Here is a 22,935-nt window from a genome sequence, read left to right as displayed (position 1 = left end):
ACTCGATGTATCTCCCCGATACATCGAGTACGATCTCCGTGCACCACCCACCGAGCGGTGCACGGAGATCAGGGACGAAGGGAGGGAACGTGCGCCGCAGGGAGATGCTCGAGTTCGCCGTGCTCGGCCTCCTCCACGAGAGCCCCCTGCACGGGTACGAGCTGCGCCGGCGGCTCAACACCGGCCTCGGCGCCTTCCGCGCCCTGTCCTTCGGCACCCTCTACCCGTGCCTGGCCAGCCTGCAGGGCCAGGGCCTCGTGAGCGTCGACCGCGACGAGCCCCGCGCCACCAGCAGCCGTCGGCAGCGGATCACCTACACGATCACCGACGCCGGGCGCGAGGCCTTCGCCGCGCTCGCCGGCCGCACCGACCCCGGCAGCTGGGCCGACGAGGCCTTCGACGTGCGCGTCGCCTTCTTCGCCCGCACCGAGCGCGAGGTGCGCGTGCGCATCCTCGAGGGCCGCCGGGCGCGCCTCGCCGAGCAGCTCGCCGCGATGCGCGGCGCCGAGGGCCCGAGCCGCGGGGACCGCTGGACCGCCGCCCTTCGTGCCCATGACGAGGACGCCGTCGAGCGCGCGCTGCGCTGGCTCGACGACCTCCTCGACGCCGAGCGCCGCACGCCCCTGGTGCGCCCCGGCTCCCTGAGCGACCCGACCCACCCCGCCTTCAACCCGCCCCCCACCAAGGAGAACCCATGACCGCCATCCGCGTCGCCATCGTCGGCGTCGGCAACTGCGCGAGCTCGCTCGTCCAGGGTGTCGAGTACTACAAGGACGCCGACCCGCAGGGCACCGTCCCCGGTCTCATGCACGTGAAGTTCGGCGATTACCACGTCTCCGACGTCCAGTTCGTCGCCGCCTTCGACGTCGACGACAAGAAGGTCGGCAAGGACCTCTCCGAGGCGATCAACTCCTCGGAGAACAACACGATCAAGATCGCCGACGTCCCGACGTCCGGCGTCACGGTCCAGCGCGGCCCGACCCTCGACGGCATCGGCAAGTACTACGCCCTGACCATCGACGAGTCCCCCGCCGAGCCGGTCGACGTCGTCCAGGCGCTCAAGGACGCCGAGGTCGACGTCCTCGTCAGCTACCTGCCCGTGGGCTCGGAGGAGGCCGACAAGTTCTACGCGCAGTGCGCGATCGATGCGGGTGTCGCCTTCGTCAACGCCCTGCCCGTCTTCATCGCCTCCGACCCCGAGTGGGCCAAGAAGTTCGAGGACGCCGGCGTCCCGATCATCGGCGACGACATCAAGAGCCAGGTCGGCGCGACGATCACGCACCGCGTCATGGCCAAGCTCTTCGAGCAGCGCGGCGTGGTCCTCGACCGCACCTACCAGCTCAACGTCGGCGGCAACATGGACTTCAAGAACATGCTCGAGCGCGAGCGCCTGGAGTCGAAGAAGATCTCCAAGACGCAGGCCGTGACCTCCAACCTCGACGGCCCGCTGGCCGGCGTCGGTGCGGACGACCGCAACGTCCACATCGGCCCGTCCGACTACGTCGCGTGGCTCGACGACCGCAAGTGGGCGTACGTGCGCCTCGAGGGCCGCGCCTTCGGCGACGTCCCGCTCAACCTCGAGTACAAGCTCGAGGTCTGGGACTCGCCGAACAGCGCCGGCATCATCATCGACGCCATCCGCGCGGCCAAGATCGCCAAGGACCGTGGCATCGGGGGCGCCCTGCTCTCCGCGAGCAGCTATCTCATGAAGTCCCCGCCGGAGCAGCGCGAGGACACCGAGGGCCGCGTCAAGCTCGAGGCCTTCATCGCAGGCACCGAGGAGCGCTGATCCGGACCCGGGTACCTGCCGGCCGACCGCTCCACTAACCTCGGTGGCATGGGTCACAGAGTCGAGTCAGAGCTGGTCGCCAACGTCCTCGCCGTACAGGTCGCGGCCGACCAGGTCGTCGCGGTGGGCGACGAGCTCGTGCTCCTCGAGTCGATGAAGATGGAGATCCCCGTGCTGTCCGACCGCTCCGGCCGCGTCCTGGAGGTCAAGGTCTCCCCGGGGGACGTCGTCCAGGAGGGCGAGGTCCTCGTCGTCATCGACGACTGAGCTCGTCCGGGCATGACGAAGGGGGCGGGTCCGACCGCGTGGTCGGGCCCGCCCCCTTGCGTGCGCGTTACGGCGATCAGGCGCCCACGGACTTGGACTTGTCGTCCTGGCGGTCCGCGTTGTTGTTCGCCTTCTGCGAGTACTCCTCGAGCGACTGCTGGGCGTTCTGCAGCTGCCGCGCGGCGTCCTGCCAGTCCTGGCCGAACTGGTCGGAGTCGTGGCCGAGCCAGTTCTCCGCCAGCGTGCCGGCTTGGGTGGTGCCGTTGCTGATGATCTCGTTGACCTTGCCGGCCTCCGTCTTCAGCTTCGCGGCGATGTCCCTGATCCGCTCGACGTCCATCGCGTGATCCATGGCCATGTCAGTTCTCCTTCAAGTCGTGGTGTGTGGGGGGTGTGCTCGGGTGGGTCAGGCGTACTCGTTGGAGGCCGACTCCTGGCCCGCGATGTCCCGGTTGAGCTGCTGCTCCAGCGCCTCGAGGAGACCGACGATCTTCTCCAGGTTGGGACGGTGGTTGCTCTCCCACTCGGTGACGAACTGCTCGGAGTCCGGGCCGTTCCAGTTCTGGTCGGCCTCGTTGACCTGGGTGTTGACCGAGGTGATGACGTTGTTGAGGTCTTCCTTGAGCTGAACCCACTTCGGGAGCTCGCCCTTGACGGTGTCGAGGTTCATACCGAGCCAAGCCATGTTGTCCTCCTGCGATCGGGTGGTGCGTGGTCTGTGGTGGTTCGCGGGCCGTGTCCCTGCCCGACTGCTGCCAACACTAGGGAAGGAACCGCGCCGCGGTACATGGGGAGAACTCCCCCGGCTCATCGCCGCCAGGCGGGCTCCTGCAGGGCGACCTGGACGATGGCGGCGCGTCCGCGACGGACGAGCACGCCCCGGCCCTCGGGCATGACGACACGCGCGAGCGGCGGGAAGTTGGTCTTGAAGACCATCGTCCCCTCGGACCCGTCCGGGGCCAGGGCCATGCCCGAACGCGAGGACTTGATGATCCCCGACATGCCCATGCTCGAGCTGAAGGCCTGGGGGTCCGCCTCCCCGATGACGAAGTGGTCGTTGTCGACGAGCGGCTTGACGACGTCCTGCACCGGGGCCTGGAAGGGCGGCGCGTTGAGGTCGTCGACCTTCTCGAGCACGAGCACCTGCAGCGGCGAGGACTCGTCGAGCGCCCGTTCCTTGAGCCGGGCGCACAGCTCCTTGACCGCCTCCTCGCGTGTGGCCGTCGTGTCGAACTCGGGCATGTCCAGCAGCTCGGAGTTGCGCCGCGCGGTGATGAGGTGCGCCTGGGCCGCGGGGTTCCAGCGCTTGACCGCCCGCACCATCGCCGCGACCGTCGTCGTCCGGCCGCTGCCGGGCGGGCCGGTGACGACGAAGCCACCCCTGGGGTCGAAGGCGACCGGGGCCAGCTCGTCGGAGTCCATGCCGATCACCGGCAGGCCGCCGACCTCCGCCGGCAGGTCGCTCGCGGGGACGACCTCGGGCAGCGACGCGATCGGCGGTGCCGGCGTCCGTCCGGACTTGGCCATCGTCTCGGCGAAGCCGCGCACCATGCGCGACTGCTCGGACGCGTCCTGGCTCCCGCCGAGCACGGCCACCTGGACCTCGCGCTTCTTGAAGATGCCCCGCCCCGGGGGCGACTCGGGCGTCAGCACGTCCGAGGGCACACCGAGGAACCCGTAGTCCTCGTCCGTGGCCATGCGCAGCGCGAAGCGGGACTGCACCGACGAGCCCATCGACACCGGCAGGCCGTTGCGCGCGTCGACGGAGAGCACGAAGTGCACCCCCACGGGGCGGCCGTCCCCGAGCAGCGCGGTGAAGGCGTCGAGCCACCTCATGAGGGCACCGGAGGACTCGTAGGCGTTGCGGAAGGCGGTCAGGCCGTCGACGAGCACGAAGATGCGCGGCTCGTCGGTGTCGCCGGTGAGCCTGCGGTACTGCGTGATCGTCGTGGCGCTGCTCCTGGAGTAGCGGATCGCCCGCTCGTCGATGGTCTCGCGGAGCATCGTGATGAGCCGCTTGACCCGCTCCTCGTCCTGGCCCGAGATGATGCTGCCGACGTGCGGCAGGTCCTCGAGCATCGACAGGCCGCGGTTGCCGAAGTCGAGCCCGTAGACGTGGCAGGGGCCGCCGCGCACGGTGAACCCCGCGGTGATGGCGATCGTCCGCAGGAAGGAGCTCTTGCCCGCACCCGAGGCGCCGTAGACGGCGAGGTTGCCCTCGGCGTCGGGGCGGAAGCTGATCGTCGGCTGCGCCTGCCGGTCGGGGTCGTCGGCGACACCGATGACGAGCTCGTCGTCGCGACGCTCGGTCGGGAGCTTGGCCAGGTCGTACACCTCGCCGAGCTCGGGCAGCCAGGGCTTGCGCGGGAGGGGGATCTCGGACTCGACCCGCGCCCGCTCGACGGTCTCGACGACGCGCTGGATGTCGGTGGGCCCGAGGTCGGGGTCCTCGTCCCCCTTCGGCTTGGCGGGCAGCTCCCAGGTCACCGGTGCGCCGAAGGCGAGCGTCGAGACGAGCATGTCCGGCGGCGGGGGGGTGTCGCTCGTCCACCCACCGGCGTACCCGGTCTGGAAGGGCACCAGCCGGCCCGGGCCGGACTTGGCCATCGCGCGGCCGGGCAGGGCCGGGTCGAACCAGGCGGCGTCCTTGGTCCCGAGGACATCGCTCGAGTCGGCCTCGTCGGCCATGCGCAGCGCCATGCGCAGGTTGGTGTTGGCGCGCAGGTTGTCCTTGATGACACCCGCCGGACGCTGCGTCGCGAGGATCAGGTGGATCCCGAGCGAGCGACCCCGCTGGGCGATGTTGACGACCCCGTCGACGAAGTCGGGGACCTCCTGGACGAGGGCGGCGAACTCGTCGACGATGATGATCAGGCTCGGCGGTGCCTCGACCTCGCCGCGCCGCTCCAGCTCGACGAGGTCCTTGGCCTTGAAGCGCGCCAGCAGGTGCTCGCGGTAGTGCAGCTCGGCCGACAGCGAGGCCAGCGCGCGGCGCACGAGGTGCGGCGAGAGGTCGGTGACCATGCCGACGGTGTGCGGCAGCTGGACGCAGTCACGGAAGGCCGAGCCGCCCTTGTAGTCGACGAGCAGGAAGGTCACCCGCTGCGGGCTGTTGGCCGTGGCCATGCCGAGGATCCACGCCTGCAGCAGCTCGGACTTGCCGGCGCCGGTGGTGCCGCCGACGAGCGCGTGCGGCCCGTCGGAACGCAGGTCGATGCTGTACGTGCCCATAGCGGACTGGCCGATGACGGCGCGAAGGGAGCCGGGCCGGCGGCTCGGGGTCGGGGGGGCATGGCGGCCGGTGAGGATGGAGCGGTTCTCGTTCCACCGCTCGATGACGGCCGTCTCGGAGGTGGCCAGCTCGGTGCCGACGAGCGCGAGGTAGGAGACCGAGCGCGGGATGTCGGAGTCGTCCTGGGAGAGGGCGCTCGAGTCGGTGATCGGGGCGAGCCGGCGCGCCGTCGTCGCTGCGTCGCTCGCCGGGAGCAGGTCGGCGGAGACATCGGTCGCGACCTGTGCCGGGCCGACCCAGCCGACCTGGCAGGCACCGGTCTCGGAGACCTCGACGAAGGTGCGGCACGCCGCGGGCAGCTGCTCGGTCACGGGGGCGACCCAGATGACGACGACGGCCTCCCGCCACCCGGCCTCGGCGAGCTGCACGAGCCGCGCCCGCTCGACGGGGGCGTCGTTCTCGACGAGCACGACGACGGCCGGGGCCTTTCTCGCCTTCTCCCCCTGCGCAGCGCGCGTGCTGACGAGCGTCTCGAGCTGCTCCATCATCGCCGAGCAGCCCGGCCCGGAGCTCGCCGTGTGCTGCACGTCCAGCGGGCTCTGCGGCGACGAGGTGTGCGGCGTCCACTTCAGCCAGTCCCAGTCGCGCCCGGACGTCGTCGACGCCAGGGCGCACAGGACGACCTCGGCGGGCGAGTGCGCGGCGATCGTCTGGGCGACGAGGGAGCGGGCCAGGCCCAGGGCCGCGTCGCGCGGACCGGAGACACCGATCGCGCCGTCGAGGAGCGGGTGGGCGGTGACCGGCACGTCGGCGACGACCCCGAGGCCCTGCATGAGCTTGGAGACCTCGAGCCAGGCCTCGGCGCGGGTGCGGCCCATCTTGGGCAGCTTGATCTCGCTGCGGCTCGGCCGCACCCCCAGGCCGAGGCGGTACTCGAGGAAGCCCGGCTCCCCCGGGCGGCGGGTCCACATGAGCGGGTGGTGCACGGCGACGGCCCGGGCGAACTCCGAGACCGCCGGGTGCTCCTGGCGCCGGATGTCGTGCTCGCGGTCCAGCTCGACCTCGATGTCCTCGACGAGGTAGCCGACGTCCTCGCGGAAGTCCGCCATCGCCTCCTCGAAGTCCAGCCGGACCCGACGCCGCGACTCCCACGCGTTGGCGAGCATCATCATCGGCATCATGAGCATGAACATGATGGTGAAGCGCGAGCGCGTGATGGCGAAGAGCGTCGCGCCCATGAAGATCGGCACGAGCATCATCGCGAGCGGCATCCGCTGGGGCTTGCCGCGCTCCGGGAGCTCGGGCACCTCGAACTGCAGCCCCTGGTAGACGGGCGCGATCCGCGGCGAGCGGGTGAAGGCCATGTCTCCCGCCTCGGTCGTCGTCACCCCCGCGGCACGGGTCCTGGCCGAGATCTCGAAGGTCGTGTCGCCGATCGTGAAGGTCTCGCCCTCGCGCAGGATCGCCCGGTCGACCTGCTCGTCGCCCACGACGACGCCGTTGGAGCTGCCGAGGTCGGTCACCTCGACGACGTCGGCCACGAGCAGCTTGGCGTGCCGGCGGGAGACCGACGCGTCGTTGATCTGCACCTCGCAGTCACGGCCGCGGCCGACGTGGGAGGTGCCCCGCTGCAGCGCGTACTCCCGGCCGGCGTCGGGCCCGGCGACGACCCGGGCCACGGCGACGGGCGCGGCGGTGTCCTTGTAGCCCGAGGAGCGCCGGGTCACCGCGAGGTGGGCACCGGAGCGCAGGCCGGACTCCTGGACCGTGGTGTTGGGGTCGACGGCGCGGTGGTTCTCGTCGACGAGGGCGAGGGTGTGCTCGCCGAGGTCGGAGCGGTCGTAGTGGCTGCCGCTGCGCTGGCGCTCGGGGTCGGCGAGGACGAGGTGCTCCGCGAGGTCACCGACCGTCGTGCGTCCGTCGACCGTGGCGACGAGGTCGGTGTCCTCGTTGCCGGAGCCTCGGAGGGTGAACATCAGCTTCATCGGAGCGCCTTCCGGGCGGGGGCGGTGGTGGAGTCGTGCAGGCCGATGTCCTCCTGGTGGGAGAAGAGCGGCCGGGGGTCGAAGGTCGCACGCAGGCGCCTGCCGACGGGGGCCCGGCGGCGCAGCCGGCGACGGACCTGACGCAGCTCGCGCTGCCAGTCGGCGACGGCGGCCGGGTGGGGCGGGGCCTCGCCGAAGACGATCGCGTCGGCCCGCATCGCCGCGGGGACGGCGTCGACGGCCGGTCCGAGCGCGACCGCCTGCTCGAGGCGGGTCCCGCCGGCGGGGAGCACCAGGCCGAGGGCGCGGGCCTCCTCGACGAGGTCGTTCCACGCGCGACCGACCCGGCGGTCGGGGGTGCCCCCGCGCAGCCGCAGGGCCCGCCGCAGCATCGTGACGAAGGGGGTGAGCGCCAGCAGGAGCAGCGGCAGCGCCCCGAAGACGGCGAGCAGCTGGGCCCACAGCGGCCACGTCGAGGGGGCCGACCAGTCGACCACCTCCGCGGGCGGGGGCGGCGGCTCCGCCGGCGGGGGCGGGGGCGGCTCGGTCTCGGTCGGCGTCCAGGGCTGCGGCTCGGTGCCGGCCGGCGTCCCCCCGGTCGGGACGAAGGTCTGCGGGAGCACCTGGAACCAGCTGCCGTCGGCCTGCTGCACCTCGACCCAGGCGTGGATGTCGCGCCCGCGGACGATCCCGTCGTCGGTCGCGGTGGCGCCGACGACCACCCGGGTCGGGATGCCCAGCCGGTTGCCGATGAGCCCGAGGGTCGACGCGTACTGCTCGTCGTTGCCGGCGAGCGGCTGCGAGTTGAGGAAGCGGTCGAGCACGCCCAGGCCGTGCCCTGCGGGGAAGCGCTGCACGTCGGTGGCGGCGGCACTGCGCTCGGCCTCGGTCGGCGAGCGCCGACCGGTGGACGGGCTGCCGTCGGTGTAGGTGCCCTGCTCGCGCATCGTGGTCGCGATCGCACGGAACTGGCCCCACGGGTCGCGCGCCTCCCCCTTCCACGCGTTGATCCGACCGTCGACGAAGGAGGTGTCGCCCGGGATCGGCATGCTCCCCCGCGCCACCGGCAGCTGCTCCGGCAGTGCGCCCTCGCCCGGCGGGGGCAGCTCGGTGCGCAGCTCGTAGACGTCGCCGGGACGCAGCTCGGGCGGGGCGAGGACGGTGTTGGTGCTCAGGTTGAGCCAGACGCTCTCGTCGAGGCGCTCCCTCGCGTCACCCGTGAACTCGATGCCCTCGACCCGACCGGTCGTGAGCACCCAGGACCCCGAGTAGCCGCCCTCGGGGATCGTCACCGTGACCCGGCTCGGGTCGCTGCTCTCGAGCACCCCGACGCGCCGGCCGAACTGCTGGAAGGAGCGGCCGGCGTCGGCCCGGGAGTCGCCACGACCGGCGATGCCCCACGTCGAGCCGTCCCAGGTGTCGAGCGTCGCGAGCCGCATCGGGGTGGTCGGCGGGACCCCGTCGACCCGCATGAGCTCCTTGTCGTAGAGCCCGCTCGGGCTGGACTCGGTGAACTCGCGGTAGCGGCCGAGCGGCGAGGCCAGGACATTGGTGTCGTGCCCCGGGACGACCCCCGTGCGCGCGACCCGACGGTCGCTCTCGACCCCGGGCAGGTGCGGCCCGAGCAGGCCCCCGACGAGGGTCGCGACGCCGAGGAGCAGCAGCCCGGAGAGGACCCGCGACGGGGCCGGTCGCCGGGTGCCGGGACGGGCGATGCCGACGCCGGGGTCGAGGTGGTCGCGCACGACGAGCCAGGCGATGAGGAGGGTGCCGAGCAGCAGACCCTGCACCCAGCGGGCGGCCGGCTCCTGGGTGCCGAGCGCGATGGTCACCGCCAGCAGGGCGAAGGGGGGCAGGACGAGCCGCAGCCGCGACCGGGTGACGCGGGCGGTCGCGTAGGTCACCGCGGTCCCCACGAGCGCGAGGAAGAGGGGGATCGCCAGGAAGCGGCCCCGGGCGTCGACCGGGGGCACGAGCGTCAGCAGGTCCATCCAGCCCGTGACCGGACCGGCGACGAGGTCCTTGAAGGTCTGCCCCACGGGCAGGAAGCCCCACCTCACGTCGTCGCGGACCGCGAGCGGACCGCCGAGGAGCAGGTGGAGCACGGCCCCGAGGGCGGTGATCGCCACGAGCGGCCAGCGGTAGGTGCCCTGGACGTGCCCCACGACGAGGCCGAGGACGATGCCGACCGCCGCGGCCCGCCAGGCCTCCCAGCCGAAGAGCGCGGTCCGCAGCCCGACGAGCGCACAGGCCACGACCGCCACGGTGAAGACGATGTCGACCCAGTGCCCGGTCCCCGGGCGCATCCGGCCGAGCGTCGCGCGGACCTTGTCCCGCCCGGTGAGCTCGGGCTTGATCATCCCCGGCCGGGGTGCGCCGACGAGGCTCATCGCGTGCTCCCCTCGTGGCTCATGCGGGCACCAGACCCGCGCGCACGCGCGCGAGGTCGGCGAGGTCCGTGATCGTCACGATGCTCAGGCCGCGCACGCGCCGCAGGCCGGTCCGGGCGCGGGGGTCGACGACGACCGCCACCTTGTGCACCTCGGTCTCGAACTCGCCGAGGCACTGCTGGATCTCGAGGAAGGCGCGGCCGGGCCCGGTGCACAGGACCGCGACCGAGGAGTCCGGCGCGGCGGTCACGACCGCGCGGGCCGAGCGCACGAGGTCGGTGCGCCCCGTGCCCGCCGTCGTCAGGGTGTCGAGCACGAGCGGCACGGTCGTGCGGGTGGCGAAGGCGTCCTTGCACACGACCGTGGCCTCCTGCTCGTCCTTGATCGAGGCGACCATGAGCGACGCCGCGACGGCGATGGCGGTCTCCACGTCCCCTTCGCCCCCCGGGTACATCGCCGGGTCGGGGTCGACGACGACGCCGAGGTGCGAGCGCCGCGTCTCCTGGAACTGCCGCACGAGGAGGCGGCCGTGCTTGGCCGAGGAGCGCCAGTGCACGTAGCGCCGGTCGTCGCCGGGCTCGTACTCGCGCAGCGCGTGGAAGGAGATGTCGGCCATCGACAGCTCGGGCGTCACCTCGCCCTCGAGGTCACGCAGCAGGCCGTGGGCGCCGGACTCGAGCGCGACGTGCCGCGGGTGCACATGCATGAGCTGCTGCCCGCCGAAGGTCGCCGTGCGACGGGTGATGCCGAGCGGGTCACCGACGACCGTCGTCGGGGGGCCGACCGGGATGACGCCGCGCCTCGGCGTGCCGATCGGGAAGGAGATCCGGTGCTGGGCGCCCTTGCGCAGCAACGGAACCGCGATGACCTCTTCGGCGTCCCCGACCGGCAGGCGCACGAGCGAAGGGAGCATCGTGCGCCTCGACGCATTGGTCAGGACGACGTGGCCCTGGGCGAGGTCACCGATCTCCGCCCGCAGCGGCTCGACGACCAGGTCGACGTCCGCACGGTGCCGGCCGAGGGAGACCAGGACACCGAGCGCGACGAGCACGAGGGCGGTGACCGCCATGATCGCCAGCTCGACCCAGCCGAGCAGCACGGCGAGCACCCCGAGCAGCACGCCGACGCCCAGGAGGCTCCAGCCGAGCGAGGTCACCCAGTCAAGCCGGCCGCCGAACCACCGGCGGCGCAGCCGCTCGTCGCTCGCGTGGGCCCCCCTGCGCACGGCGCGGGTGGCTCCCTTCGACGCCTCGAGGACGGCGGCGCCGGGCAGGGTGACGGTCCGACGGTTGCCGGACGCCCGCTGCTGGCTGGCCTGCGCCATCCGCTCCAGCCGCGCGTCGCTCGACGGGACGTCGGGTGCGGCCGTGGAGGCGCCCACGCGGCCGCGCCCGCGGGGGCGCTCCGGCGGGGGTGTGGGCAGTCCTGTCGTCATCGTCGGCTCGTCCTCGCGGTCAGGCGACCCGCTCGGTCGGCGGGGCGACCTCGCCGAGGATGCGGCCGATGACGTCGCTCGTGCGGACCCCGGCGAACTCGGCCTCGGCGGTGAGCAGGAGCCGGTGGCTCATCACCGGCTCGGCGAGCGCCTTGATGTCGTCGGGCACGACGTGGGCACGCCCCTGGGACACCGCCCAGGTCTTGGCGCAACGGACGAAGGCGAGGCAGCCGCGGACGGACAGCCCGAGGCGCACGTCGGAGTGCCGGCGCGACTCCTCGGCGAGGCGCGAGACGTAGGCGAGGATCGCGGCGTCGACGTGGACCTGGTCGGCGAGCCCGGCCATGTCGCTCACGACCTGCGCGGTGACGACGGGCCGCAGACCCTTCGTGCGGTCGCGGCGGGCCGCGTCGGACAGGACGGCGACGGTGGCCTCGTGGTCGGGGTAGCCGATCGAGGTCTTCATGAGGAAGCGGTCGAGCTGGGCCTCCGGCAGGCGGTAGGTGCCGGCCTGCTCGATGGGGTTCTGCGTCGCGACGACCATGAAGGGCCGCCCGACGTCGTGGGTCGTGCCGTCGACGGTGACCCGCCCCTCCTCCATGACCTCCAGGAGCGCGGACTGCGTCTTGGGCGAGGCCCGGTTGATCTCGTCCGCGAGCACGATGGTCGCGAAGACCGGGCCCCGGTGGAAGTCGAAGGTCTTGGTGCGCTCGTCGTAGATCGTCACGCCCGTGACATCGCTCGGCAGCAGGTCGGGGGTGAACTGGATGCGGCTGCTGCTGCCCTGCACGGTCGCGGCGAGCGCGCGGGCGAGCTGGGTCTTGCCGGTGCCCGGGTAGTCCTCGAGCAGGAGGTGTCCCTCGGAGAGCAGGCAGGTGAGAGCCAGCCGCACCACGTGCTGCTTGCCGAGGATGACCTGGTCGATGTTGCCGACCATCTGCTGGAAGGCCTGGTTGAACCAACCGGCCTGCTCCTGGGAGATGCTCATCTGTCCTGCTTCCTCATCCGGTCTTCGTTGTCGAGGTGGTCGTGGGCGGCGTCGGGCGGTCCCGCTGCACCGGGGAGATCCACCGCTCCGGCTCGCTGCGCGGGGCGCCGCCGGGCCAGGTGTCGATGCGCACGTCCCCGGTGAGGGCGATGTCGAAGACCCGCCCCGTGTCGAGGTCGTTGAGGAGGATCTGCCCCCGGTTGGTCCGGAAGACGACGCCCTCCCTGCGGGTGGTGTTGCCGACGAGCTCCAGCGCCGAGGTGCCCTCCGCCCTGCCGCCGCAGGAGCGACCCCACCGGATGGTGCTGCGGTCCCCCCAGGCGGCGTAGAGGCAGTCGCCGTTGATCGCGGGACGGGAGATCTTCTGGAAGCGGTCCCGCGTGCGCTTCTGGTCGATGCCCGACACGACCTGGTCCTGGGGCACCTGGTCGAGGTCGTCACGGATCGGCACGAGGCCGGCGTCATCGATCGTCTGGTAGGCGACGACATCGGCCTCGGGCCCGGCCTGCTGGAGCAGCGCCAGCGACAGGGTGACACCCGGCGTCTCCTGGGTGCCGTCGGGCAGGGACTGCGGCTCGGGCAGGCCCTCGGCGTGGATCCGGCCGGTCTCGAGGTCGAGGACGACCCAGGTGTCGCCGACCGCGGTGATGTCCGCGGCCCGGCTGCCGGAGAAGCCGGCGTCGGCGCGCCTCGGGGGGCCGAAGCCCTCCCCCTTCGCCGGGATCTCGACGACCGTGCCGCTCTCCGCCGAGACGGCCATGATGTCGCCGTCCACGGAGACGGTGATCGCGGCCCCGGGGCCGACGGTGTCGACGAGGCCCGTCTCGAGCAGGTCGGTGATCGGGGTGCCGCCCTTGGGGTCGAGCCGCTTGGCCCAGATGCGGCCGGTGTCGTGGTCGACGGCCGCGATCGTGTTGCCCTGCAGGGCGACGAGGTCGGGACGCTCGAAGGGGGTCCCGGACGGGTAGTGCGGCTGCGGCAGCTGGACCTCTCCCTCCAGGGGCTCGCCGGTGCGCGAGTCGACGGCGACGAGGCGGCGGTCCCCGGTGATGCCGACCGCGTTGCGCCCGTCCTGGAGGATGTCCGGGCGCAGGTCCTCGGCGTCCTTCTCCCCCGCGCCGTGGAGGATGAGGTCGAGGCTGTGGGCCCCGGTGTTGACCCGGCCCCAGTACCCCGTCGTGCCGCCGGAGACCCAGACGCTGCCGTCGGTGAGGGCCACGTCGTGCACGGGGCGGCCCTCGGCCCGCAGGGCGAAGATCCCGGCGACGGCGAGCGCGAGCGCGACGACGCCGCCGGAGACGACGCGCAGCCACGTCGCTCGACGACGTGGCTCGCTCCCGGCAGTCCCCTCGGCCGCTCTTGCCCCCTGCTCGGTCATCCGGGCTCAGGCCTCGATGCTCTCCGGGTCGTCCAGCAGCACGAGGTCGTCCTCGGTCACCATGCGCGTCGACAGCGCGTGCTCGACGAGCCGCGACTTGCGGTTGCTCGCGAGCCTGCCCGGTCCGCCGTGGAGCCCGCGGATCCCCGCGTCGGCGAGCTTCTGGCAGACGTTGTCGAGCTTGCGGTTGAACTTCGTGACCTTCCAGCCGAGCCGCTGCGCGGCCACGGCCGAGCTCGGGATGGCGCCCTGCCCCGCGCCCGCGCGGCGCAGGAAGTCCTCGCACAGGGCGACGACGAGCAGCTTCTGGTCGGGGGTGAAGGCGACGCGCCCGACGGTGGTCTCGCCGCCCTGCTGCGGCAGCAGCACCTCGTGGTCGACGGAGGTGAAGCTCGGGTTGCCGACGAGGACGTCGAAGTCGTACGTCGTCGGGCCGGCCGTGAACCACACGGTGACCTTCTCGAAGGCGAGCGGGATGCGCGCGCCGGGGTTGAGCCAGGCCTGGAAGAGGCCCTTCTTGTCGGCGACGGTCGCCGTGAGGGTGGAGCCGATGTTGGTCAGCCACCACCAGCCGCCCTCGTGGCTGATCTGGAGGAAGTGCCGGTGGAGGAAGGGGTTGTCGTCGATCTCGACGTCCCCCTCGCGCCCGATGGTGAGCGTGCCCTCCGTCGGTGCCTCGTGCAGCTCACCGCAGAAGTCGACCGTCACCACGCTGTCACTCATTGCTGTCCCACCCTCTCGCACTGGACGTCGGACCACCCGGATCGTTGGGAGCCTCGCACGACCTGGACCATCCCACACCGCTGCTCGCCCGGCGAGACGCCCTGCTCGAGGGTCGTGCCGTCGACGCGTACCGGTTCCCCGGTCACCGCGTCGGGGTCGGGGCCGGTGGAGAGCATGAAGACGTCCCCCTCCTGCAGCCCCTCGAAGTCCATGGTCCACACCAGTGTCGTGCCGTCCGGCTCGACCTGCAGCGTGGGGCGCCCGGAGAGTGCCCCGCCGGGCTGCGTCGGGTCGGTGTGCGTGGTCGCGACGGGGTCGGCACCGTCGCGGGTGGCCCACAGCACCCCGCCGATGATCCCGGCGACGAGGAGGATCCCGATGATGCTCGCGACGAAGGGGAGGAGCCCCACCTCGATCCCCCGGCGCGGCGGCTCCGGCGGGGCGGGGTGCTGGCGGGTCGGCGGCACGTGGTGGCTCATCAGCCCTCCTTGTCCATGCACTTCGTCTCGCTCCACGGCCCGTACTGGTCGCCGCGCTGGATGCGCACGTGGGCGCACAGTCGCGTCGCGCTGCCGAACTCCTGCTCGAAGGTCCCCGTCCTGGTCTCCGGGTCGACCTTGACGCCGGAGGGGGTGACCCGCGAGAGCTCCTCGGCGACGGGCGTGGAGCTGATCTGGTAGTAGTCGCCGTCCTGGTAGGCGTCCGAGGTGATCGTGTACTGCGCCGAGGTGCCCACGACCTTGCTCGTGAAGGTCGGTGCCGCGAGGCCGGCGCCGCTCCCACCGCTCGAGGTCGCCGCCGAGCCGCTGCCGCCGTCGAGGGAGAGGGCGACACCGACCACGGCGACGACGAGCAGGATGCCGGCGATGCCGGCCGCGATCGGCCACCAGGTGCGCCTGGTCGTCGAGGGCGCGGCGCTCGGCCGGGGCCCGGAGGCCTGCGGCAGTCGGGGCCCGGAGGCCTGCGGCGGGCGCGGACCGGTCGACTGCGGCGGTGGCGGGCCCGAGGGGCCGGTGGCGGTCCGGGCAGAGATCCCTTGCGCGATGGGGACGGCTCCGGCGGCACCGATCCCCCGACCGCCGCTCAGCTGGCCGCCGATGACGGGCTGGCCGAGGGGTGGCGGCGGGGCGCCCGTGGTCGGGCGCGGGCCGGAGCCGGAGGCCGGGCCGGAGTTCGCGCGCAGCCGCGTGCGGTCCTGGGTGTGGGCGGGCAGCGACCTCGAGTCGCCGGTGTGGCCGAGCTCGTCGAGCACGACGATGGCGGTGCGGGAGAAGCGCTCGTCCTGCTCGATGGCCTGCAGGCTGCGCGCGAACTCGATGGCGCTGGCGGGGCGGGCGAGCGGGTTCTTGCTCATCGCCTGGGCGAGCAACCGCTCCAGCGACTGCGGCACGTCCGCGCGGCCGGTGCTCGGCGGCGGGTTGGAGCGGATGCGCGGCATGAGCGCGTACGCGGAGTTGTCGCCCCCCGGCACCTCGAAGGGGGACCGGCCGACGAGCAGCTGCCACAGCGTCGCCGAGAGCGCGTAGACGTCGGCGCGGGCGTCGCCGTTGCTCTGGCCGAAGAGCACCTCGGGCGGCGCCCACGGGATCGAGACGCCGACGTCGTCGTCGAGCTCCTCGAGCGCCCCGCCGCGGCCGGCGATGCCGAAGTCGGTCAGGCCCGGCGAGCCGTACTGGCTGACGAGCACGTTGGCGGGCTTGATGTCGCGGTGGATGACGCCGGCACGGTGGGCGGTCTCGACGGCGCTCGAGAGCTGGATGCCGGTGCGCAGCACCTCCTCGACGGAGAAGCGCGCCGTCCGCGCCCGCTGGGCGAGGTTGGGCGGCGGGTAGTACTTCATGACGAGGAAGGGACGACCGTCCTCGCTCGTGCCCGACCGGAAGACCTGGACGATGTAGGGGTGGTCGGCGAGCTGGGCCATGGTGTTGGCCTCGTCGATGAACTGCTGCTTGATCGCCGGCGTGAGCCCCTCGGTCCTCAGCACCTTGACCGCGACCTTCATCCGCGGCATCTGCTGCTCGTAGAGGAAGACGTCGGCGTAGCCACCGGAGCCGAGCGGTTGGACGTAGTCGAGACCATCGAGGTCGGGAGGGAGGGTGGTGCTCACTCAGGCATCATCCCGTGACCTCGAAGACCATCGAGACCTGGTCGGCGAGGGTGATCGTCGTGCCGGGCTCGATCGTCTGCTGGTCACCGGGCCGCACCCGCACGGGCGATGACCCGGGCAGCGCGACGGTCGTGCCGTTGGTGGAGCCCAGGTCGCGCACGAGGACGTGCCACCCGTCGAGCACGATCTCGACGTGGTTGCGCGAGATCTCGTTGTCGGGGCTGGAGATGCGCACGAGGTGCGGTGCGCGCGCCCCGCTGGCCCCGGTGGCCGCGCGGGGCGCACGGCCGATGAGGACCCCTCGGTCGAGGGTGACGACGTCGCCCGTGGACAGGCGGAGCAGGCCGAGCGCGGGGCGCGGGGTCTGCTCGGGCTGCTGGGTCGGCAGGTCCTGGCCGCACACCCGGCACCGGGTCGCGTGCGGGGGGTTGTGGTGGCCGACGCTGCACCGCACCGCGAGCACCATCGGGCCGGCCGGGACCTCCCCGGTGTCCGCGGCGGGCTCCTCGCGGTCGTCCACCGGCTGGGCCGGGCCGAGGTCCTGCACCGGCAGGCCGGGCAGGCCGCCGGGCAGCCCCGGGAGGCCTCCGATCGACGGCCCGACGGGCGCACCCGGGCCCCACGGCACGGCGGAGATGATCCCGGGGTCCTGGTCCGCGGACGAAGGGGGCTCCCCGCCGGTGCCCGCTCCGGCACCCGCCTCGTCGGGCACCGCACGCAGCACGCGCGAGCCGACGAGGTGGCCGTCGGCGAACTGCGGTCGCCCGCCTCCCGGCTCGTGACCGGGGGCGTCGTCGCGGGCGGCCTGCACCCGCAGGGCAGGGCCGTCGGCGGGCGGGGTGGAGTACGAGGGACCCGGCATCGAGGGCGCCGCCGGTGCCTGCTCCGGGTCGGCCGCGGGCACGCTGCCGGGCATCGGCGGCAGGCCGCCCGGCAGGGCGCCGAGGCTCGGACCGGACGGGGCCGGGTCGACGGACGCGTGCTCCTCGTCGTCCGAGGGCGGCGCGAGGGTGGCGCCCGCCCGGTCCTGCGACGGCTGGAAGCCCCCGGCGGCGGCGACCGGACCTGAGTCGATCTGCTCCTGGTGCTCGTGGTCCTCGAGGGCGGAGACCAGCGAGCTGCGGTGGTGGCTGGTGTTGCCGAAGAGGAAGTCGAAGCTCGGCAGCTCCTCGTCCTCGCCCTCGTCGGCCTCGCCCTCGCCGGCCACGTCCTCGCCGGCCACGTCCTCGTCGACGAGGTCCTGGCCCTGCGGGGCCGGGGTCTCGACGACCCGGCCCTCCTCGATCGGCTGGGCCGGGTCGGGCACGACGCTCAGGGCGGGGCGCTCGGCCGCGGGCGCACCGAAGACCGACGGGACGGCCCAGCCGCCCGCCGCCGGGGGCGTCGCGGGCGCAGCCGGCGCCTCGGGATCGGGCTCGGGCTCGGGTTGCTGCTCGGGCTCGGCAGCCGGCTCGGCCTCGCCGGTCACGAGCACCACCTCGGCGGCCTCGTCGAGGTCCTCGTCGGCCCACGGCCCACGGCGGGGCGCGAGGACCTCGCGGGTCCCCCCTTCGCCGTCGACGAGACGGACCACGGCGGTGCCGCGCACGAGGACGCGACCGGCGGCCGTGTCGACCAGGGCGAAGTCCGGCGCACGGCGCACGCCGTCCGCGCTCAGCTCGTCGGTGACGACGTCGGCGAGCTCCTCGCCCTCCTCGGCGGAGTCGAGCGCCGTGGTGAGGCGCGCGGCGAGGTCCGGGTCGCCCTTCGCGAGCACGGTCAGCCCGTCACGGGTGACCTCGACCCAGTCGGCGTGGCCCTCGATCCTCGTGCGCATGGTCACTCCTTCTCGTCCAGGCCGCCCCGGGGCGAGGTGACCTCCCCCGACTCCCGCGGACTCGTCTCCGACAGGTCGTCGCCCACGTCGCCGTCGAGGTTGACGACGACGACCGTCACATTGTCACGCCCGCCGGCCTCCACGGCCGCGCGGACGAGCTCCTCGGCGGCGACCTGCGGATCACCGTGGGCCTGCAGGATCTCATGCAGCCGCTCGTCGTCGATCTCGTTGGTCAGACCGTCGCTGCAGATGACGAAGCGCTCCCCCGCGTACGGCGGCAGCACCCAGATGTCGGACTGGTAGGCGTAGTCGGTGCCGAGCGATCGGGTGACGACATTGCGCGAGGGGTGGACCCGCGCCTCCGCGGCCGTGATGACTCCCGCGTCGACGAGCTCCTGGACCTCCGAGTGGTCGACGGTGACCTGCGTGAGCGTCCCGTTGATGTGCCGGTAGACGCGCGAGTCGCCGACGTTGAAGACGGCCCAGTGGTCGGCTCCGCCGGCCGTGACGAGCGCGATGCCGGTCGCGGTCGTGCCCATGCCCCGCTGGTCGGGGTGGGCGGCGACGGCGTCGAGGATCCGCTGGTTGGCGGCGAGCAGCTGCTTGCCGACGTCGTCGGAGGTGAGGTCCCGGACGGCCACGAGCTCCCGCATCGTCTCCACGACGATGCCGCTCGCGACCTCTCCCGCGGCGTGCCCGCCCATGCCGTCGGCCACGACGAAGATGCCGCCCTCGGCAAGCGCGGAGTCCTCGTTGTGCTCACGCACGCGCCCGGTGTCGGTGGCGGCGCCGACGCGCAGCACGAGTCGGGGGATCTGGTCGGGGTCGGCCACGGCGGTCACTTCGTCACTCGGAGGGTCTGGAGGATCTGCTGCACCTCGGCGTAGGAGCTCTGCGCGTCGTCGCCGCCGACGGAGCCCGTCGCCTGGACCAGGTCGACGATGCGGCCGCGCCGGGAGCCGGCGAAGAGGTGGATCTGCACGACGGTCCCGATCTCGGGGTCCTTCCACGAGACGTTGACCCCGAGGAAGGGGACCCCCGCGAGCTCGAGCTCGAAGGGCTCGTCGACGTGCCCCTCGGCCTGGTCGGCGACGAAGCTGCGCAGCTCCTCGAGGGCGTGGCGCATGGTGAAGTCGGAGGTGCGCTGGAACCCGCGGACGACGACATTGGGCGCGAAGTCCTGCTCGCTCTCCACGCGCCGGCAGGACAGCAGCGTCCCCCCGACCCGCACCGGTGCCCAGGTGTCGGGCACGTCGATCGTCACTCCGGGAGGTCCCGGGAAGACCTCACTCGGATAGGTCAGCTCTGGCATGTGTGGTGGTACCTCCCTGGTCCACGTCCATCATGTCCGATCCGTCAGGGGTTGACCCGGATGGAGTCGACGACGCGGTCGATGATGGCGTAGTCGGTCTCCCGGCGCGAGCCCGCGTACGAGCCGGTCACCTGGATGACGTCGAGCACGTCGTGGGTCTGCTGGGCGGTGAACCAGTGCGCCTGCCCGACGGTCCCCGCCTGGTCGTCGACGAAGGCGAGCTCGGCACCGAGCCACTCGCGGTCCCCGACGGTCTGCGACCTGAGCGGGCTGAGCTCGCCGTCGCGGCGCGCGTCGACGTACTCCTGCAGCTCGGCGTGGATCTCCTCGCCGCCGAAGGGAGCCATCCGCTGGTAGTAGCGGACGACGACGTTGGCGAGGAAGTGGTCGACACCCTGGGCGTCGTCGCGGATGGCGATCAGCGTCTCGGGTGCCCACACGTGGGTCCAGCCGTCCGGCATCTCGAGCCGGATCGGCGGCGGGCCGGGGACGACCTCGCTCGGGTACGTGACGGTCGTGGTCATGCTGCACTCCTGGGGTTCATGGGGTGGTCATGGGCGAGCAGGTCCGGTGCCAGCCTGCCACCCGGTGGACGAAGGGGGGTCACCACCAGTTGGCGGGGTTGAGCTCGGAGTCGGCGATGGCCTGGCCGGCGTCCCCGAGCCCGTCGACGATCTCCTTCGGCGAGACGGAGACGTCGAACTTCACGCCGCCACCGATGCCGAGGGTGGCGCCCACGTCGACCTCGACGCCGACCTTGTCCCAGCCCGCCTCCGCGTCGAGGTCGGCGTGGGCCCCGATGCCGTACGACAGCTCGCCGGCCACACCGACCTCCGCGGGCCCGAGGTCCTGGTTGACGCCCCCTTCGATCTTGCCGCCGGCGAAGGCCTCGACGCCGAGGTCGACCTTCGCGCCGCCGGGGCCGATCTGCGCGGTGCCGCTCGCCTCGGCCTCCGCGCCGGCGACGTAGCCCTCGACCTGGGCCTGGGTGCCGTGCTCGTTGCCGTAGTGGGCCTCGCCCTTGCCGAGGTAGACGCCCGCCTCCGCGGCCGCCTCCACGTAGGCGCCGCGCGTCGCGTCGATGCCGGCCGTGCCCTCGGTCTTGGCCTTGGCCTCGGCGAGCGCGATGCTGGCACCGGTCTGCTCGTCACCGGCCCGGGCGGAGACCCACTGCTTCTCCCCGCCCTCCTCCCAGAGCTTCTGCTCGACGATCGGCTCGCTGCGGACGTTGTCCGTGACCTTCTTGACGTCCTGCCCGATGTTGTCGTCGAAGGACTTCTCCTTCGACCACTTCTCGCCGTACTCACGGTGCCCGCCCCCGTCGCCGCGGGTGGACTCGCGCTCCCAGCCGGTGTCGCCGACCGGGCCCTTGCGGGTGTCGCTGTCGTGCCCGAAGCGGTCCTGCGAGGACTCGTAGGTCCCACCCGGCGACTCCTGCCACCGCTTGCCGGTCACCGGGTCGTAGTAGTGCTTGCCGCCGGACCCGTCCGTGTTGACCTTGACCCAGGGCGCGTCCCTGCCGGGGTACTCGATGTTGCCCTTGGTGACCTTGGTCTCCTCGGTGGGGTCCCCGCCGGGACCGCCGGGACCGCCGGGGCTCTCACCGGGTCCACCGGGTCCACCAGGGCCGCCCGGTCCTGCGGGACCGCCCGGGCCACCGGACCCGCCCCCGACGACGTCCGAGGTGTCGTCCTGGTCGTCGGCGTTGCGCACCAGGGCCCGGGAGGCCTGGCGCACCGTGTCCGAGGCGGCGGTCAGCTGCCGGCTCGCCTCGTCCTGCCAGGTGGTGAGCATCCGGCGCACGTCCGCCCCCGCCCAGTTGGCCGAGAGGACGTTGGCGCTGGTGCCCCCGCGCGCGACGATGTCGGCGAGCTTGTCCGCCTGCGTCTCCAGCCGGCTCGCGATCTGCCGGATCCTGGCAGTGTCCATGCCCTGCTGCACGGCCATGTCGTCTCCCTGGTGGGCCCGGAGGCCGTCGTCATCGGTGTCGCGACAAACCTAGGGCGAGCAGGGTCGGGGAGGACATGGGGAGCACTCCCCGCCGGCTCCCCCGCCGGGTCAGCCGCGCTGCGCCCACCAGGTCCGCAGCCGCTGCGCCGCGGCGTCCTCGCCGATCGGGCCCTCGTCGAGGCGCACCTGCAGCAGGTACCGGTAGGCCTCCCCGAGCACGGGCCCCGGCGGGATCCCGAGCACCTCGGCGATCTGGTTGCCGTCGAGCTCGGGACGGATCGAGTCCAGCTCCTCCTGCTCACGGATGACCGCGATGCGCTGCTCGAGGTCGTCGTAGGCACGGCGCAGCCGGGTCGCCTTGCGCTGGTTGCGGGTGGTGCAGTCCGCCCGGGTCAGCCGGTGGAGCCGGTCGAGGAGGGGACCGGCGTCCGTGACATAGCGGCGCACCGCGGAGTCGGTCCACTGCCCGTCCCCGTACCCGTGGAAGCGCAGGTGCAGCTCGACGAGGCGGGCGACCCCCTTCGTCGTCTCCTTGTCGAACCGCAGCGCCCGCATCCGCTTGGCCGTGAGCTTGGCACCGACGACGTCGTGGTGGTGGAAGGAGACGCCGCCGTCGGGCTCGAAGCGCCGCGTGCGGGGCTTGCCGATGTCGTGCATGAGGGCGGCGAGGCGCAGGACGAGGTCGGGCGCGGGGACGGCACCCTCGTCGTCGGTCTCCAGGTCGATCGCCTGCTGGAGGACGGTGAGGGAGTGCTCGTAGACGTCCTTGTGCCGGTGGTGCTCGTCGATCTCCAGACGCAGGGCGGGCAGCTCGGGGAGCACCTCGTCGGCCAGGCCGGTGTCGACGAGGACGCGCAGGCCCGCGACCGGGTCGGCGCCGAGCAGGAGCTTGACCAGCTCGTCCCGGATGCGCTCGGCCGAGACGATCTGCAGGGTCGACGCGGACTCGGTCATCGCCGCGAGGACCTCCGGCGCGGGCACCAGCCCGAGCTGGGCGACGAACCGGGCCGCGCGCATCATCCGCAGCGGGTCGTCGGAGAAGGAGACCTCGGGGGCCGACGGGGTGCGCAGCCGCCCCGCGGCGAGGTCGATCATCCCGCCGTGCGGGTCGACGAGCTCGAGGTCGGGCAGCCGCAGTGCCATGGAGTTGACGGTGAAGTCCCGCCGGACGAGGTCGTCCTCGAGGTTGTCGCCGAAGGCGACGACCGGCTTGCGGGTCACGCCGTCGTACGCGTCGGCGCGATAGGTCGTCACCTCGACGGTGTCGGAGCCACGTCGCGCGCCGATCGTGCCGAACTCGCGGCCCATGTCCCAGTGCGCGTCGCCCCAGTCCGCGAGGATCGACTCCGTCTCCTCCGGCGACGCGGAGGTCGTGAAGTCGAGATCACCGCTGGTGCGCCCGAGGAAGGCGTCGCGCACGGGTCCGCCGACGAGGGCCAGCTCGTGGCCGTCCTGCGCGAAGCGCTGCCCGAGGTCCGTGAGCAGCGGCACGACCGGGGCCAGGTGGGCCACCGCGGCACGCAGGATCTCGGGCGGCAGGGCAGGGGAGGACATGGGCCCCAA

19 protein-coding genes are annotated in these 22,935 nt (G+C 72.8%); 3 read left to right on the top strand and 16 right to left on the bottom strand.

Annotated elements, in window-relative coordinates; genetic code table 11:
* Positions 1-89: 89 nt before the first annotated feature.
* The 3 genes from ABC138_RS09295 to ABC138_RS09285 are packed head-to-tail and all read left to right on the top strand — an operon-like array spanning position 90 to position 2,056.
* The gene (locus ABC138_RS09295; RefSeq protein WP_245634838.1) at positions 90-698 is read left to right on the top strand and encodes a PadR family transcriptional regulator; all 609 of its coding nucleotides are present in this window, start codon (positions 90-92) and stop codon (positions 696-698) included.
* Positions 695-1,789, top strand: coding sequence for an inositol-3-phosphate synthase (locus ABC138_RS09290; protein ID WP_068425903.1), 1,095 nt, complete (start codon positions 695-697; stop codon positions 1,787-1,789). The genes ABC138_RS09295 and ABC138_RS09290 overlap by 4 nt, the downstream gene beginning before the upstream one ends.
* Positions 1,790-1,837: 48 nt before the next feature.
* On the top strand, positions 1,838-2,056 hold the full coding sequence (locus tag ABC138_RS09285) for a biotin/lipoyl-binding carrier protein (protein WP_068327732.1): 219 nt from the start codon (positions 1,838-1,840) through the stop codon (positions 2,054-2,056).
* A gap of 76 nt (positions 2,057-2,132) precedes the next feature.
* On the opposite strand, the gene ABC138_RS09280 is transcribed toward ABC138_RS09285, so the two are convergent.
* From ABC138_RS09280 to ABC138_RS09205, 16 genes are all read right to left on the bottom strand, one after another.
* On the bottom strand, positions 2,133-2,414 hold the full coding sequence (locus ABC138_RS09280; protein WP_068327729.1) for a WXG100 family type VII secretion target: 282 nt from the start codon (positions 2,412-2,414) through the stop codon (positions 2,133-2,135).
* A gap of 48 nt (positions 2,415-2,462) precedes the next feature.
* Positions 2,463-2,741, bottom strand: coding sequence for a hypothetical protein (locus tag ABC138_RS09275; protein ID WP_169702017.1), 279 nt, complete (start codon positions 2,739-2,741; stop codon positions 2,463-2,465).
* 122 nt (positions 2,742-2,863) lie between these two features.
* A complete protein-coding gene (locus ABC138_RS09270; protein ID WP_345913469.1) occupies positions 2,864-7,264 on the bottom strand; it encodes an FtsK/SpoIIIE domain-containing protein in 4,401 nt (1,466 codons plus the stop codon).
* Between the two features lie 5 nt (positions 7,265-7,269).
* Positions 7,270-9,663, bottom strand: coding sequence for a transglutaminaseTgpA domain-containing protein (locus tag ABC138_RS09265; protein WP_338539110.1), 2,394 nt, complete (start codon positions 9,661-9,663; stop codon positions 7,270-7,272).
* A 19-nt stretch (positions 9,664-9,682) separates the two neighbouring features.
* The gene (locus ABC138_RS09260) at positions 9,683-11,098 is read right to left on the bottom strand and encodes a DUF58 domain-containing protein (protein WP_169702015.1); all 1,416 of its coding nucleotides are present in this window, start codon (positions 11,096-11,098) and stop codon (positions 9,683-9,685) included.
* A gap of 19 nt (positions 11,099-11,117) precedes the next feature.
* Positions 11,118-12,086 (bottom strand): MoxR family ATPase, encoded by a 969-nt coding sequence (locus tag ABC138_RS09255; protein ID WP_068327711.1) that lies wholly within the window; start codon positions 12,084-12,086, stop codon positions 11,118-11,120.
* A gap of 13 nt (positions 12,087-12,099) precedes the next feature.
* Positions 12,100-13,464, bottom strand: coding sequence for a hypothetical protein (locus ABC138_RS09250; protein ID WP_345913467.1), 1,365 nt, complete (start codon positions 13,462-13,464; stop codon positions 12,100-12,102).
* A gap of 6 nt (positions 13,465-13,470) precedes the next feature.
* Complete coding sequence (locus ABC138_RS09245) at positions 13,471-14,187, bottom strand: hypothetical protein (protein ID WP_338539107.1); 717 nt, start codon at positions 14,185-14,187, stop codon at positions 13,471-13,473.
* A complete protein-coding gene (locus ABC138_RS09240) occupies positions 14,184-14,666 on the bottom strand; it encodes a hypothetical protein (protein WP_345913465.1) in 483 nt (160 codons plus the stop codon). The genes ABC138_RS09245 and ABC138_RS09240 overlap by 4 nt, the downstream gene beginning before the upstream one ends.
* A complete protein-coding gene (locus tag ABC138_RS09235) occupies positions 14,666-16,294 on the bottom strand; it encodes a serine/threonine-protein kinase (RefSeq protein WP_345913463.1) in 1,629 nt (542 codons plus the stop codon). Before ABC138_RS09235 ends, ABC138_RS09240 begins: the two co-directional genes overlap by 1 nt.
* A gap of 7 nt (positions 16,295-16,301) precedes the next feature.
* On the bottom strand, positions 16,302-18,110 hold the full coding sequence (locus ABC138_RS09230) for an FHA domain-containing protein (protein ID WP_345913462.1): 1,809 nt from the start codon (positions 18,108-18,110) through the stop codon (positions 16,302-16,304).
* Positions 18,111-18,112: 2 nt separating this feature from the next.
* Positions 18,113-18,943, bottom strand: coding sequence for a PP2C family serine/threonine-protein phosphatase (locus tag ABC138_RS09225; RefSeq protein WP_245634837.1), 831 nt, complete (start codon positions 18,941-18,943; stop codon positions 18,113-18,115).
* Between the two features lie 5 nt (positions 18,944-18,948).
* Positions 18,949-19,422: a hypothetical protein gene (locus ABC138_RS09220; RefSeq protein WP_169702014.1), complete on the bottom strand. Its 474-nt coding sequence runs from the start codon at positions 19,420-19,422 to the stop codon at positions 18,949-18,951.
* Between the two features lie 44 nt (positions 19,423-19,466).
* Complete coding sequence (locus tag ABC138_RS09215; RefSeq protein ID WP_068327691.1) at positions 19,467-19,946, bottom strand: hypothetical protein; 480 nt, start codon at positions 19,944-19,946, stop codon at positions 19,467-19,469.
* A 79-nt stretch (positions 19,947-20,025) separates the two neighbouring features.
* A complete protein-coding gene (locus tag ABC138_RS09210; protein ID WP_345913460.1) occupies positions 20,026-21,369 on the bottom strand; it encodes a hypothetical protein in 1,344 nt (447 codons plus the stop codon).
* Between the two features lie 111 nt (positions 21,370-21,480).
* A complete protein-coding gene (locus ABC138_RS09205; protein WP_345913459.1) occupies positions 21,481-22,926 on the bottom strand; it encodes a CCA tRNA nucleotidyltransferase in 1,446 nt (481 codons plus the stop codon).
* Positions 22,927-22,935: the final 9 nt, after the last annotated feature.

Source organism: Janibacter sp. LM, from assembly GCF_039631275.1.
Taxonomy (GTDB): domain Bacteria; phylum Actinomycetota; class Actinomycetes; order Actinomycetales; family Dermatophilaceae; genus Janibacter; species Janibacter terrae.
This window is presented reverse-complemented; position numbering and strand designations above follow the sequence as displayed.

Bases quoted from the DNA above. Each gene is read 5' to 3' on its own strand.
- ABC138_RS09290 (WP_068425903.1), top strand. From the start codon at position 695: ATGACCGCCATCCGCGTCGCCATCGTCGGCGTCGGCAACTGCGCGAGC.
- ABC138_RS09285 (WP_068327732.1), top strand. From the start codon at position 1,838: ATGGGTCACAGAGTCGAGTCAGAGCTGGTCGCCAACGTCCTCGCCGTA.
- ABC138_RS09280 (WP_068327729.1), bottom strand. From the start codon at position 2,414: ATGGCCATGGATCACGCGATGGACGTCGAGCGGATCAGGGACATCGCC.
- ABC138_RS09275 (WP_169702017.1), bottom strand. From the start codon at position 2,741: ATGGCTTGGCTCGGTATGAACCTCGACACCGTCAAGGGCGAGCTCCCG.
- ABC138_RS09270 (WP_345913469.1), bottom strand. From the start codon at position 7,264: ATGTTCACCCTCCGAGGCTCCGGCAACGAGGACACCGACCTCGTCGCC.
- ABC138_RS09265 (WP_338539110.1), bottom strand. From the start codon at position 9,663: ATGAGCCTCGTCGGCGCACCCCGGCCGGGGATGATCAAGCCCGAGCTC.
- ABC138_RS09260 (WP_169702015.1), bottom strand. From the start codon at position 11,098: ATGACGACAGGACTGCCCACACCCCCGCCGGAGCGCCCCCGCGGGCGC.
- ABC138_RS09255 (WP_068327711.1), bottom strand. From the start codon at position 12,086: ATGAGCATCTCCCAGGAGCAGGCCGGTTGGTTCAACCAGGCCTTCCAG.
- ABC138_RS09250 (WP_345913467.1), bottom strand. From the start codon at position 13,464: ATGACCGAGCAGGGGGCAAGAGCGGCCGAGGGGACTGCCGGGAGCGAG.
- ABC138_RS09245 (WP_338539107.1), bottom strand. From the start codon at position 14,187: ATGAGTGACAGCGTGGTGACGGTCGACTTCTGCGGTGAGCTGCACGAG.
- ABC138_RS09240 (WP_345913465.1), bottom strand. From the start codon at position 14,666: ATGAGCCACCACGTGCCGCCGACCCGCCAGCACCCCGCCCCGCCGGAG.
- ABC138_RS09230 (WP_345913462.1), bottom strand. From the start codon at position 18,110: ATGCGCACGAGGATCGAGGGCCACGCCGACTGGGTCGAGGTCACCCGT.
- ABC138_RS09220 (WP_169702014.1), bottom strand. From the start codon at position 19,422: ATGCCAGAGCTGACCTATCCGAGTGAGGTCTTCCCGGGACCTCCCGGA.
- ABC138_RS09215 (WP_068327691.1), bottom strand. From the start codon at position 19,946: ATGACCACGACCGTCACGTACCCGAGCGAGGTCGTCCCCGGCCCGCCG.
- ABC138_RS09210 (WP_345913460.1), bottom strand. From the start codon at position 21,369: ATGGCCGTGCAGCAGGGCATGGACACTGCCAGGATCCGGCAGATCGCG.
- ABC138_RS09205 (WP_345913459.1), bottom strand. From the start codon at position 22,926: ATGTCCTCCCCTGCCCTGCCGCCCGAGATCCTGCGTGCCGCGGTGGCC.